Origin of the sequence: Novosphingobium album (ex Liu et al. 2023) (genome assembly GCF_029076845.1) — a bacterium.
In the GTDB taxonomy this organism is placed as follows: Bacteria; Pseudomonadota; Alphaproteobacteria; order Sphingomonadales; family Sphingomonadaceae; genus Novosphingobium.
Window position 1 is genome coordinate 1 of record NZ_JARESE010000030.1, and the last position, 12,847, is coordinate 12,847.

Sequence of the window (12,847 nt, forward strand, 5' to 3'; positions counted from 1 at the left end):
CCGACGCCGACACCCACTCCGACGCCGACACCCACTCCGACGCCGACACCCACTCCGACGCCGACGCCCACTCCGACGCCTGTCAGTCCGTTCTAGGCTCAAGGGGATGTCGCTGAACTTGCTTCGGCGACATCCCGCTAATCGGGTCGATAGCATTCAGTGATGCAGCGCAGACTTCCATTGGAAGATCAGCTTCCGCAAAACGTGTTGGACTTGGGTCTATTCCCGCGAGCCGTGCCGTTGCGCGAAGTCCCGGCGATCGCGGGCGGGCGTCTGGGCCGCATGGCTTTTCGCCTGCGCGCGCTGCGAATCGGGATGCCGCGCTTTCCCTTCTGGAAGAAGTCGGAACCAGAATCTGAACCTGTTCCGGAACACCGTTCTCCTCTTCGCCTCGAAACATCACCTCCCCCGCTACGGGAAAGCCTGCCGCTTGCTCTGGACGATCCGGCCGAGAACGCGGTTTTTCTCCAAGGAGGGAAGCCGCTCAGCGAACTTGAGCAAGATACTGATCGCTCGAAAACGCTTGCGCCCGCCATGCCGATGCCCGGTGGCGCGATCGCGGCGGCGACGAGCGCACAGGCACACCATTTACCAATGGCTCACCAATCGAGGGTGGTTGAGCCCCCTCCACCCTCGATCCTCAAATTCATCCAGCCTCATATCGACGCGGGGCGCGCCGAGCTGCGCTTTTTCAAGGCGCTGTCGTTTGTATTGATTGTCCCGCTCATTGCGGGCGTTACGTATTTCCTTGGATTTGGGTCGAGCCGATCCGTCCCCGATGCTCTGGCCGAGGATGCTGGATCTTTGTCACCCGATCAGGCACCGACGCCGGAGCCTCTTGTTTTCGAGGACAAGAGCCCACAGGAAGCCCGTGCAATCAACGACGAGACTCCTTTCGTGGGAGCACTGGGTGCACCGGCAAAGCCGTTCATGGTCGCCGGCCCGCAGCTCAGCCGATCTCGCGCTATCGACTGCCTTGCCACCGCGATGTGGTACGAGGCCGGAAACAGCGAGCAGGGTCAGCTTTCGGTTGGGCAAGTGATTCTCAATCGCGTGAGGCATCCGGCTTTTCCAAAGACGGTTTGCGGCGTCGTCTTCCAGGGCTCGAAGCGCAAGACCGGCTGTCAGTTCACGTTTACCTGCGATGGCTCACTCGATCGTCGCCGTCCCAGTACGGCCGCGATGTCATTGGCGGCCAATCGCGCGGTCGCCTTGCTTTACGGCTATACCTATAACCCGGTCGGACTGGCGACGCACTACCATACGGACTGGGTTCATCCGGTCTGGAGCGAGCAGATGGACAAGCTTGCGAAGGTTGAGACGCACCTGTTCTTTCGCTGGCACGGGCCTTGGGGCCGTCCGCAGGCAATGCGGGGCAAATACGAACCGAGCGAACCCAATATTGCTCGCCTTGCCTATCTCTCCGACTTTCAACCTGGCGAGGAGCAGAGTTTGCCTCAACTTGCTGCAAACGGCCTTCCGCCGGATAACGCGGCACCCGGCGGAGCGGGCGCTGCTACGGGCGAAGCCCCAGCGATGGGTCGCGACAGCTTCTTCAGGTCCGCCGTGCAAGAGGAGCCATCGGGACCACTTGATGTCGAACTGGCCAGCTCTGGTGGAGACGGCACTGCCCAGGCCATGGGCGTGATCGGCAAATGTGGGGACCGCAGCTTCTGCAAGCTTTATGGCAGGGTCAACGGTGACAAGCGACAGATCGCATTTCTCTACGTCAGGGATCGCCGCGAACGTATCGAACGGGTCTACTGGGATTGCGGCGTTTTCCATCGGAGCGATCCGAAGGATTGCCTGACGGCCGAAACACGGATCTGGATGAAATACGAAACAGCGGGCTGATGCCGATCGGTAAGACCGATAGCCAAGGCTTCCAACTGCTGGGATATTCTTCGCGTTCGGTAAGAAATCGTCGGAAATCCAATGCAGTGCATGAAATAGATATTTTTCGGGAGCTGAAGCCGCTCCGAAGCATCCGTGGCGGACCCTCAGTCCGCCATGGGATAACGTTCCCAACCCGCATTGGGCCAGCGAAAGTTGGTGAAGGTGATGGTGACGCTAAAGTCGAGCGCTTCGACCTGGTGCCACCAGCCTATCGGGATGAACATGGCTTCACCCGGTTCAAGCACCACTTCGTGAAATCGGACGTCGGACAGCTTGGGATATTGCTCCAGTCTGTCGCCAATCGCCAGGACATCGGCGACTTCGCTGAACACATGGCGATCATTGTACATCTTGGGCGATTCGGTGGCCGCGGCGAGCATCACTCGCTTGCGCCCGACCACCTGGACGACAAGATTGTTCGTGAGGTCGTGATGCATGGAGGTGAAGGTCCCTGCCGGTCCGATCCACAGCAAACCGCCCGGTTCGCCCGGCGACTGCGCTAGAAATTTGTCCATTAGCCCGATATCGGCGTCGAGCGGCCTGAGCGCCTCGCGGTTCGAGGACGCGTTGTAGGCCGTCAGGTAAGCATTGTTACCCCCTTCGGCCATGATCAGATCGATGAACCGGTCAAACGGCATCTGGGTCTTGTGGTTATCCTTGTAACGCTCGAAATCAGCGCTGGAAGTACGATTGCCCTGATATTCGATCATGGCGCTTCCTACCTTCGATTTGAAATATTCAGGCGACCATAACCGCGAAGCTGGCCAGTCGGCCAGTTCACCGGCGATGACCACGGGCCTGGCAGGAGCATAGTAGTCGTCGAGAAAATCCTGGGAAGAGAGGTTCTCAACCCGGCGGATTGCGCTGGCGCGCGATGAAAGGCCGCGCTGGCGCTCCTGCAAATCGAGCACCCATTCATATTTGGAAAGCCTGGTCTTCATTGCCGCGCTCACCTCGTGGGATTGGGTCTGGGAACTTTGCTCCGAAGGTTGGTTCGCCACCACCTGTCCATCGCTTTCTTCGTCGGCCGAAGCATCGAGCAGGGCCGGAGCGTCGTCATGCATCAGACCGGTGGGCGCAAACTCGCGCACCTGGAGCTTGATCTTGTGGTCCGATATTGGACATTGCCCCTCGGGCATGAGGCCGCGATAGTAAAACTTCTGCCATTTGTCCGCGGGCTTATCGGGCGGATTATCCTTGACGCTGCGTTGAAATGCGTCACGCGAACGCGACCATTGCTCGAAGGAGGCCTTGAGTTCGGGTTCTTCCTCGATGGGAACGAATCGCGGCTCGACCCCCTCGATATCGTTGCGTCCGATGGGGAAAAAGTGCGCGAATGGCTCGTCCTTTTCAAAACGTACGCGATGGTCTGGGCGAGTGAGCTTCCAGTTCATCGTAAACGTGTAGGGCGCCCAGTCGGTTTCGATCACGCCCGCGAGGGGCGCGGCCCCATCCTTGAAGCTATTGGGCGGGCCCGAAACGTAGATATTCCAGCCCGGCGGAGTTCTGAGAAGCCCGTAGATGTGGAACGTGAAGGTGCCGAGGCCGAACATGGCCTGGGGCACTTCGCGCGGATCGGAATCCTTGTCGGCAATGATTTCGACGTCTTCTGGCGCCGGCCCACCGTTCCAGCTAACGACGAACCCGCATGGACTGAGCACCTCCCAGCCATGGCTGTTCGCGATCCCGAGCGGCAGACAGCGATATGGAAACGATTCAGGAGCCTCGTCCATCCACGCGCGTCGCGCGGAGGCCACCCGGATCAGGGGATGCCAGCCGGGATAGACGTAGCATTTTAGCTCCATGTGCTCCCCATTGTGTCACGCCCGGCTCCTTAGCGCAGTTACCGGACTATCGCACCCATGTTCGACGGGCAAACAATCAAGACCGATAGCTTATGAGGAAGAACCCCGCCCTTTGGTGAGCAGATAATAACCGCGATCTGGCCGGAGCAAGCCGTTGGCCATCATTGTTGCCAAGCGCTTTGCCGAAGCCATCAGCAGGGTTGGCGAGGTGATATCGACCGACACTGATCCCAACCGGGTGCGACTTGCAATCTTCAGTCCATTGGCATTGGCCAGCCACTGAATGGTCCGAGGCGAATAGGCATTAAGGTGTTCAAGCGGCTGCAGCGAACTAAATGCCCGGTCGGCACGAGTGACCCGCGCTCCTCGTGTCGCGAGCGCGAAGGCTGACACGCTGGGAATTCTCGATTGTGACAGGAGTTGTTCAAGATTCCCGCGAACCGGTACCGCCACCTTCAACAACCTGCGCGTCGCCCTCGCCAGCCTCGCAAAGTCGCGGCCGGGATGAACCAGATGCTCAAGAACCTGTTCCGTGTGGACGATATCGAACGCTTCTCGCTCGAGCGCGTCGTCATCGATGAGTTCGATGCCGAGCGAAGCGGCCAGCCTGGCCTTGTCATCGCCCAATTCGACGCCGAATACCTTAGCGCCCATCCCCCTTGCCACGCGCGCCCATCGGCCATGACCGAAACCGTAGTCGAGAAATGTGATATCGGCCGGGTTCTTGCCTGTAAGCCGGAACAGATGGCCCAACTCTCCGGCAATCTTCTCGACGCTCTCGATAGTCATCAGGCCGTCCTCGAAGGCAGCGAGCCGTTCCGGGGCGATCATTGTTTCATAGACCTGACCAAGCAAGGTCTCGTCCGGGACTCTCTCTTGGAAGATCAGGCCGCACGAGTGGCACTTCGCAGCCGCGAATTCCTCGTCTTGAAGAAAGACCCAGTCGATCGAGCCCTGATCGCGATATTGGCTTTCGATGAGCGCGCGTAGCGGATCGATGTCATGGCGGGACCGGTAGATTGTCGTTGCGGTCGCATCGCCGCAAACCGGGCACGAGCCTCGAGTCACAAAATTTGTCATGCGGCTCCCCGATGAAAGCGCGATTGTGAAAGCTCATGATTCGCAATTCGACGAGTAACGCATCGAGCAGCAACGGAAACCCCGCCTTGGTGCGTGGCCCGCGGGGTACTCTCGCGTCGTGCCTCAACGCCCATCGGGATTATACTCGTCCGGTTGCTCCCAAGGCCTCCCCGTCCGGTTGCCAATTCGCCAGCTCGGCGGGGCCGGGAGCATCGCTCGCCTCCATCACCCGATCTGCGGTCGCGGTGCTCGAACGAGCGCCAAGTCCGCTTGTCTTCGCGATTTCCTGGCGCCGGCGGCGGTAATCTGGCGCAACCATCGGATAGTCTGCGTTCAATGCCCAGCGATCGCGATACTCGCCGGGGGTGAGCCCATGTTCGCTAGCCAGATGTCGCTTGAGCGTCTTCATGCGGGCACCGCATTCCAGACATGCTATCGCTTCGGCCCTGACCGATCGGCGCACGGCGATGGCGGGAATCCGGGGCTCGGGGGGCGGCGCTGGCGATCCGCCACCATTGGCCAGGCTATTATAGACAGACGCGATCAGCGCGCCGACTTGTTCGGCTCTCAGCCGATTGCGGCTCACCTGCGCGACGACGATCTTGGCAGTGCACTGAAGGATTTGATCATTCATCATTCTAGTTTGCTTCCCGATCACAAGGCGCCCCTCCGGGCGCCTATGGACGATCAGCGACAACTTCGCATGAACATCGTGGATGGCGAGCGCGTCGAGGCGACAGCCTGTGCTTCAGCGCGGGCGAACAGATCGAAGCAATATCCGAGCTTACGTCGTGCATGGATGCCAAGCCCTCGGCGACAATTCGACAGCCTCTCAAAGCAGTTGAACAAGCTCAATCTGAATCCCACGCGTATCGAGCGGGTTGATAAAGTTGCACAAAAACCTGCCCGCTCCTTGCACCGCCTCGGCCTCCAGCATGCGCAGCCCCTGATCCTCGCACCATCTACTGGCAACGGTGAGATCATCCACCAGGTAGGCAAAATGGTGGACGCCCCCCCCCCCCTTGTTGAAGCGGGCCAACGCCCCTCCGTCGGCCACTACCAGTTCGATCGCCGGCCCGGCCGCAGCCTTGGTGAAGATGCACCAGCATGACCAGCGCTCCACGTATCCCCGAAAATCTTCTTCATGCTCGAACTTCGTGATGTAGCGATCCGCGTCATCCAAGGAAGGAACGATGACGCCGACATGATGAAGACGATATCGCGAAAACATCAATCCACGCTCCTGCGGCTTGGTGGCCGATTGAGATCGTCCATCGAGAGTTGCCCCGCGAGCCAGTCAGTCACGCGCGCCGAACCGATACGGTTCGCGTGTCCATAGTCCGAATAGTTACGGAAATCACCGGCCATGAAGCTCGCATTGAAATAGCGACCTTTTGAGCGATAGAAATCCAGATCCTCAATCGGAGCGGCATGAGCGTAGACCGGGAGGTAAATAAAGGCAATCTTCATGCCATGTTGCCGAGCCAGATGGTAAATTTTTTCGGTATATTGTCGTTCGATTGCATATTCGTAGTCGCGGCCCGATGTCGGCAAGAACCTCGGCTTCCTGATCGAGAATTCTCGTGCCGCGCTCGTCGCGAGTTCCTTGCTCGATCGGATCGAATCACGATCCACCCAGCCACCGTTCGAGGACCGGTAGCTTCGGGTCGAATCATAATCCGTCCCCCAATAGGCGTGAGAATCGAAACGTGTTCGAACGGCGAACAGCTTCGGCAGAAGCGTTTGCACGAATAGCGATATCTGCCGGTAAGGCAGGTATGCAAGGTTCTCAAGATAGCTTGGATTGAGCAAGAGCGGCTCTGACACGACGTCGCGTGAATCCGCTACGCTGCGGAACGCGGGATGGCCGGTTCGCGACGGGTGTTCGATCACGGAATAGATGATGAGACGGACTTCCGGATGTGTTTCAAGCAACTGGCGGGTGAGCGCGTAATGGAGATCTCGTCCATCCTTGGGCATTGCCAGATTTGCGACGTGGATCGGGCGGCCCAAACGATGGGACAGGATTGCCTGCAAGCGCGGGGCGCTGATCGCCACCTCGGTCCGCGAGGCGCCCACGATGGCAACGTCGATGGGCGTACGATCGAACCGCGTCCGCTCAAAGATCCAAACGCCAGGCGCCATCGCGGAACCCGCAAGCTGTTGATAGCGGATGTAGCGGCTATGCGGAAGCAAGAGCGCCAACCCGCAGAACGTCAGGAAGCAGGCTACGAAGAATGCCAAGTGAAGTCCGCGTCGGGTCAGGCGATCACCAGCCCCCCCCTCGTCCAGCCGATTCTCGAATCTTGAACCTGCCTTCACGACCGCTTCAGAAGTTGAAATAAATGAAATTTGTCGTCCCCCGCATCATCGCATTGAACGCCGCAAAAAACAAAAATGCCGAAGCCGCGATCCAAACCCATGAGAATCTAAACTCCAGTGCGATCATCGGCGGAGACACCATCTTCCACTTCGGCCACTCGAGAACTGGATTGAATCGGCCCAGCCACTGCTGCGTGTTGGGAGCAAGAAGGATGACGCAGTAGGCTGCGAGGCTCGCGACAAGAGCTCCAGGCACGCCGAAGTCCCACTGAGCCGCGGCGGTCGCGCTAATGAATCCTCCCGCGCCCTGACCGCTCATCGCCTTGTACATATGTATCGCGGCCGCGACGTCCGATGCCCGGAACATCACGACCGAAACGGCGAAACTTGTCAGCGTTATTGCCTGATAGACCGGACGAAAGCCACCTTGACCCGTCTCCTTCCGCCTCTTGCGCGCCTTGCGCCGAAATTGGCGCCACAGCTCGTTGATCGCCATATAGGTGCCTTGCATCACACCGAACAGGACAAAGGTCCAGCCTGCGCCATGCCAGATCCCGATGGTGACCATGGCCAGCATTGTGGGAACGGCAAATCCGAGAATGAACATGACTGTCTTGCCGCCTCCCCAAGTCATGGCACGTCGGACCAGGGGAATGGACAAGGGCTGAAAGACATAGCTTTGAGCCCACCGGCTGAGGGTCACATGCCAACGTCGCCAAAGCTCGATCACACTGCCGGCACGCAAGGGCGAGTGAAAATTGAGCGGCAAGATGATACCGAGCATTCGTGCCACGCCGATCGCCATGTCCGAATAGCCCGAGAAATCGAAATATATCTGCGCGGTGTACGTGAACGTCGCAAGCCAGGCGTCCAGAAGGCCCGGCGTATGTCCGCTATCGGCCATCACGAAGGCAGGCGCTGCATAACCGGCCAAGCTATCCGCGATAACGCTCTTCTTGAACAGCCCCGCGCTGAAGTAGGCTAGCCCTATGACGATATCGCCGGCGATCCGCGAAGCTTCGCGCCGCCGGTGCAATTGGGGAACAAGTTCATCCCAACGAACAATGGGCCCAGCCAGAAGTTGCGGAAAAAACAGAACGAAGGAAAAATAGTCGAGAAGTCGTATGCGGGTCATTCTCCCGCGCGACAGGTCCATGAGGAAACCGATCTGTTGAAATGTGTAGAACGAGATCGCCAAGGGTAGCGCGACCCTGAGGGCCTTCCAACCCAGGCCAAATATTTCGTTTAAGCTTGCCATCGCAAACCCGAGATATTTGAATAGGCCGAGAAGCGCCAAATTCGCGCAGACCCCGATCACCAGCACAGCGCCTGCCTTCCCGTTGGCCGCGATCCGCTTCTCGATCAGTCTCGCGATGCCGTAATTGATGACGATAGAAAGGAGCAGCAAGGGCAGATAGCGAGCCGCGCCCCAGGCGTAGAAAATCACGGTAAGGGCAACCAGCAACCCTTGCCGCGTTTCGCTTCGGCGCTTGCTCGCCGCGTGGAACAGCAGCAGGGCAAATGGCAGAAAAACGAATATGAACGTCGCTGAATTGAAGAGCATGCGCTCCGACCTACCCGCGAGGCGACAGCCGCTGTCGCACAAATTCGCCTTCCCTATCGAAGCTACCGAGCTTGCCCGTGACACTCAACTGCGCCTGTCCGGACAAGCCACAGATTTTTCGGCGCTTCTCGATCACTCGATTGCTTCGCTTGCATGCATGCAATATCGTTGCCACGGATGCCGCCGAACTCTTCTCTCGCCCATTTGGCGCTCGCATGAGCGAAAGCGAATTCTCCATGACCCAACCGGCGGGCGCTCTAGGGACGATTTTTGGTTGTGTCAGCGCACACTGGCCAGAACACGCGAGTTTCTTGCAGAAAAGCCTTGCGGGGCGCGAAAATGGCGTCGTGGCCGTATCCGAATGTCTGGGCGCGGCGATCGTCGCGCTCGCCTCCACGATTGAAGGCGGTCTGGACAAGCTGGCCAGCGACTATCGCTTCTTGTGCGAGGAAATCGTCATGCCGGAGGAAATTCACTTCCGCCGGTTTGGCAGCTATCGACTGACAAGCTTCGCCGATGCGCAACGTGAGTGTTATGCCAATGACCCTTTCATGGAGCGCTACATGAACGGGCTGCTGCTTTCGAACGTGCTCTGGGCCAATCACGCCAATGCGTTCGCCTATTACGTGACGCGATACCTTCCTCGTTTGCCGATGGGTGCTCACCATCTCGAAATTGGTCCGGGGCACGGCCTTTTCCTGCATTTTGCCGCCGCCAAAGGCAAATTGGGCCGCATCGCTGGTTGGGATGTAAGCCCCACGAGCATTGCCAAGACACGCCACGCGCTCGACACGCTGGGCACGGGGCGGGAGATCGAGCTTATCGAACAGGATTTGTTTGCGGCTTGTTCTCCTCGATCGCAGGATAGGTTCGATAGCATTGTGATGAGCGAGATTCTCGAACATCTTGAAGATCCGGCTCAAGCCTTGCGCTGTGCATCACGCTGGCTGAAACCGGGTGGGCTGCTATGGATCAATGTCCCCGCCAACAGCCCGGCGCCCGATCACATATACTTGTTCGAAAGTCTCGACCACGCCCAGCGGATTGCGGAAGAAGCCGGCCTTGAAGTCGTTGATGCGCGGGCGTTTCCCATGTCGGGCGTAACGATCGAGCGCGCGGTCAAGCATCGGCTCTCGGTGAGTTGTTCTCTGCTCACCCGTGCGCCGGCATAGCAGCGGCAACCTTTATGGGCAGGTCTGGCGAGGTATAGTGCGCCAGCTCGAGTTCCCAATGCGTCGTGCCGTCGGGAAGAGCGTTGATCAGGACGAATCCGAGCTTCGCGAAATGATCGCGAACCAGCGCATTCTTGGCACTTGGGATATATTCACCCGTGAGCCGGCCAACTCCAGCTGCACGAGCGATTTTGGCAACATGAGCCAGCACGGCTTCTTCCACGCGGCGACCAAGCACTCGGCAACTCATCAGCCAGGTGTCGCAATGCCACAGATCCCCCAGGCGATCGAAGATGACGATGCATATCATCCCGTTATCGCCGAAGCGATCGGCTAGCCTGATCTGCAGCGCCAGCTTGCCGGGATCGCATGCGATCGCCTGCACTTCCGCCTCCGTGCGCCGACGAGTCGTGAGATTGAATTGGTTGGACTTGTTGATCAGTTGGGCAATGCGTGATCGTCCGGCATCGTCGAAAGGCACTATCGTGCAGACCATCTCAAGCGATCGCAGGTACTCGGCCAGATCGCCGGCCTGCTGCCGAAACGCCGAGCGTTCGAGATTGGCGCCATACATGTCCGCGCGACGTCGGTCCTCTTCGGCAAAGGCGAGGGCTTCAAAGTAGCCGGCCTGCATGAGGGTTCGGACATATTCGGATGGATTATCTCCCACCTCCGGCACCGCGACTTCCGGCAAGCTCTGGCGCACTTGCTCTCGCTCGGCCGGGTTGTCATCGAGAAACACGAGCGCCTCGGTACCGATATTCAAGGTTCTAGCAATCGTGACGAGGTTACTCGCCTTGTCATCCCAATTGGCTTGGAAAACAGAGAAATGAGTTTCGCGAAGCAACATTTCGGCATGATGATAGAAAGGCAGACGGGCATTCGGTTCATCGTTTTTTGACGACACCGCCAGAAGAATGCCACGCTGCCGCAATTCGAGCGCCATGGCCTGAATAGCGAGGAATGCCTCCCCTGTCCCGCAGCCTTGCCCGATGCGAATGCCTTCCAGACCGTCGTCGCCGATCACGCCGCCCCACAAGGTATTATCCAGATCGAGAACGAGGCACTTCCTGGCAAGGCCGCGCAACGCCGCGAGGATTCGGCAGAGGTGATCGTTGTAGAGCGCGATCGCTTCGACAGCGAAGGGGATCTTTGCATCGTACCAGAGTCGTGGCGCCTGCCATTGCTGAAGCCCTACGATCGCTGCGAGGTGGGCAACGTCGAAGACAGCGTCGGGTCCATCGCGCAGCCGGCGCGCCAGCTTTGCGTTGAACTCGATCGTCATGGCTCGCACACTGCCCGCGATACTTGCATCGAAGCTGCCAAAAAGGCTCTCTTGAGGTGGAACCAGCGTCTGCACGATGGCAGGTGCACCGACATTGCGATGGCAGGCTGCAACGAGCGATGCGATGACCCCCAACGCCTCTTCGATCGCCGTCTCGGCCTGCAAGTTGTCAAGTCTTGCTCTATCAAGGCCCAACGAATGGCGATCGAAGGCAAGCAAGACCGCGTCTGGCCTTGCCCTTGCCAAGTCACTTCCCTGCTCGAGCAATTGCTGCGCGGCCTGGCCATAGCTTGCGCAATGCACCTTGAGATGCAGCGCATGACGCAGCGCTGTGGCGGGCAGCGTTTTTGACGCCATCTCCATCGTATGCGATGCCGCGATCGCGAGCTTGAAGGGTGCAAGACCTGACTTCTCACTTTCGCCTTCAAACACCGACAGCGCGCGGCTCACGCTTTCAAGCTGATTGACATCGAGGTCCGTGAGCGCCAGCCCGCGAAATGCTTTCGCATCAAAGGCTGCGGAGCCTTTAAGCGCTCTGACGATGGCGCGGACGTTATCCGGCGGCGCTGGCAGCCAAGACAAAGAGAATGCTGAATCGGGCCTTGCCACGTTCACTTGCTCAATTTTTGCTTAACGGCATCCACCATTTCGCCGACATTTTGTAAATGTTCAATCTCAGCACTGGAAAATACTAAGCCGAAGCGCTTTTCTATCGAGACAATAAATCGAATATGACTTAAACTGTCCCATTCTTCAATATCGTCAGCCGACAGGGCATCATCATATTTCAATTCTTCAAGATCAAAGACGTCGCACATGATCTCACCAATGATCGCCGAAATTTCGTCGCGCTCCATGCCCGCTCCATGTTCACTTGCTGCATAGTGAGGTTAGCCTCTCGGTCCGCAGCTGCCAAGCGCGTGCAGGCCGGCGGCGCCGCAAAGGCAACTCGCAAGCGTCATACCAACCTGCATTGATCATGACCCACGTGCCCATTTCCGTCGACCGATTGTCATGATGTGCCAGGGTTGGTCGACGAGTTTGTTCCAAGCCTGGCAGCAGTGGTCGATGATGTTGTCGTAGGAGGTGAAGACGCGGTTGGAGAGCCAGTTGTCGCGCATGAACTGCCAGATGTTCTCGACCGGGTTGAGTTCGGGACATTTGGCCGGGAGGGCGATAATGGTGATGTTGCCGGGGACTTCGAGCTTGTCGGTGGTGTGCCATCCGGCCTGATCCATCAGCACGACCGCGCGAGCGCCCGGCGCGATGGCGAGCGATATTTCAGCAAGGTGCAGTGCCATGGTCTCGGTGTTGCAGAAGGGCAGGACGAGCCCGGCCGCCTTGCCCTGTTCCGGGCAGATCGCGCCAAAGATGTAGGCCGATTTGGTCCGTTGGTCTTTCGGTGCCGAAGGCCGGGTCCCGCGTCTCGCCCAGCGCCGCGTGATCTTGTTCTTTTGTCCAACGCGGGCTTCGTCCTGGAACCATATCTCTATGGGCGTGCCCTTTGGGAGGGTTGCCCTGACCTTTGCCAGCTCGGCAGCGAAGCCCCCCTTTTGAATGGCTCCATGGCATGCTCGTTCTGGGCATGATGGCGAGGCCGCGCGGTGAGCTTCACGTAGCCCAGCTTCTTCAACTCGCGGCTGATGGTAGTCTCATCGAGCGAGACCGCAAATTCGTCATGGAGCCACTGGGCCAGATCGATCAGCCGCCAGCGCACCACCCC

General features: G+C 58.8%; 10 protein-coding genes and 1 pseudogene. 2 read left to right on the top strand and 9 right to left on the bottom strand.

Going from position 1 to position 12,847, the window contains the following annotated elements:
- The first annotated feature begins 282 nt into the window (after positions 1-282).
- Positions 283-1,854 (top strand): cell wall hydrolase, encoded by a 1,572-nt coding sequence (locus PYV00_RS10805; RefSeq protein ID WP_275228284.1) that lies wholly within the window; start codon positions 283-285, stop codon positions 1,852-1,854.
- A gap of 146 nt (positions 1,855-2,000) precedes the next feature.
- On the opposite strand, the gene PYV00_RS10810 is transcribed toward PYV00_RS10805, so the two are convergent.
- The 6 genes from PYV00_RS10810 to PYV00_RS10835 form a co-directional block, all read right to left on the bottom strand.
- On the bottom strand, positions 2,001-3,701 hold the full coding sequence (locus PYV00_RS10810; protein ID WP_275228285.1) for a DUF6065 family protein: 1,701 nt from the start codon (positions 3,699-3,701) through the stop codon (positions 2,001-2,003).
- Positions 3,702-3,791: 90 nt separating this feature from the next.
- Entirely contained in the window at positions 3,792-4,781 is a 990-nt protein-coding gene (locus PYV00_RS10815; protein ID WP_275228286.1) for a class I SAM-dependent methyltransferase, read from the bottom strand.
- A 139-nt stretch (positions 4,782-4,920) separates the two neighbouring features.
- Positions 4,921-5,478: a MucR family transcriptional regulator gene (locus PYV00_RS10820; RefSeq protein WP_275228287.1), complete on the bottom strand. Its 558-nt coding sequence runs from the start codon at positions 5,476-5,478 to the stop codon at positions 4,921-4,923.
- A gap of 135 nt (positions 5,479-5,613) precedes the next feature.
- Entirely contained in the window at positions 5,614-6,012 is a 399-nt protein-coding gene (locus tag PYV00_RS10825; RefSeq protein WP_275228288.1) for a VOC family protein, read from the bottom strand.
- The gene (locus PYV00_RS10830) at positions 6,012-7,025 is read right to left on the bottom strand and encodes a hypothetical protein (protein ID WP_275228289.1); all 1,014 of its coding nucleotides are present in this window, start codon (positions 7,023-7,025) and stop codon (positions 6,012-6,014) included. The genes PYV00_RS10825 and PYV00_RS10830 overlap by 1 nt, the downstream gene beginning before the upstream one ends.
- Positions 7,026-7,110: 85 nt before the next feature.
- Positions 7,111-8,667 (bottom strand): MBOAT family O-acyltransferase, encoded by a 1,557-nt coding sequence (locus PYV00_RS10835; RefSeq protein WP_275228290.1) that lies wholly within the window; start codon positions 8,665-8,667, stop codon positions 7,111-7,113.
- 215 nt (positions 8,668-8,882) lie between these two features.
- Here PYV00_RS10835 and PYV00_RS10840 point away from each other — a divergent pair, with 215 nt between their 5' ends.
- Positions 8,883-9,839, top strand: a complete 957-nt coding sequence (locus PYV00_RS10840; RefSeq protein WP_275228291.1) for a class I SAM-dependent methyltransferase — start codon at positions 8,883-8,885, stop codon at positions 9,837-9,839.
- Here the strand turns inward: PYV00_RS10840 and PYV00_RS10845 are convergent.
- The 3 genes and pseudogenes from PYV00_RS10845 to PYV00_RS10855 all read right to left on the bottom strand — a co-directional run.
- Positions 9,820-11,733 (bottom strand): HAD-IIIC family phosphatase, encoded by a 1,914-nt coding sequence (locus PYV00_RS10845; RefSeq protein ID WP_275228292.1) that lies wholly within the window; start codon positions 11,731-11,733, stop codon positions 9,820-9,822. The genes PYV00_RS10840 and PYV00_RS10845 overlap by 20 nt on opposite strands.
- Before the next feature lie 2 nt (positions 11,734-11,735).
- Positions 11,736-11,981, bottom strand: a complete 246-nt coding sequence (locus tag PYV00_RS10850; RefSeq protein WP_275228293.1) for an acyl carrier protein — start codon at positions 11,979-11,981, stop codon at positions 11,736-11,738.
- A 120-nt stretch (positions 11,982-12,101) separates the two neighbouring features.
- A pseudogene (locus PYV00_RS10855) lies at positions 12,102-12,847 on the bottom strand (IS630 family transposase); the annotation flags it as partial.

Bases quoted from the DNA above. Each gene is read 5' to 3' on its own strand.
- PYV00_RS10835 (WP_275228290.1), bottom strand. From the start codon at position 8,667: ATGCTCTTCAATTCAGCGACGTTCATATTCGTTTTTCTGCCATTTGCC.
- PYV00_RS10850 (WP_275228293.1), bottom strand. From the start codon at position 11,981: ATGGAGCGCGACGAAATTTCGGCGATCATTGGTGAGATCATGTGCGAC.
- PYV00_RS10805 (WP_275228284.1), top strand. From the start codon at position 283: ATGGCTTTTCGCCTGCGCGCGCTGCGAATCGGGATGCCGCGCTTTCCC.
- PYV00_RS10840 (WP_275228291.1), top strand. From the start codon at position 8,883: ATGAGCGAAAGCGAATTCTCCATGACCCAACCGGCGGGCGCTCTAGGG.
- PYV00_RS10815 (WP_275228286.1), bottom strand. From the start codon at position 4,781: ATGACAAATTTTGTGACTCGAGGCTCGTGCCCGGTTTGCGGCGATGCG.
- PYV00_RS10810 (WP_275228285.1), bottom strand. From the start codon at position 3,701: ATGGAGCTAAAATGCTACGTCTATCCCGGCTGGCATCCCCTGATCCGG.
- PYV00_RS10825 (WP_275228288.1), bottom strand. From the start codon at position 6,012: ATGTTTTCGCGATATCGTCTTCATCATGTCGGCGTCATCGTTCCTTCC.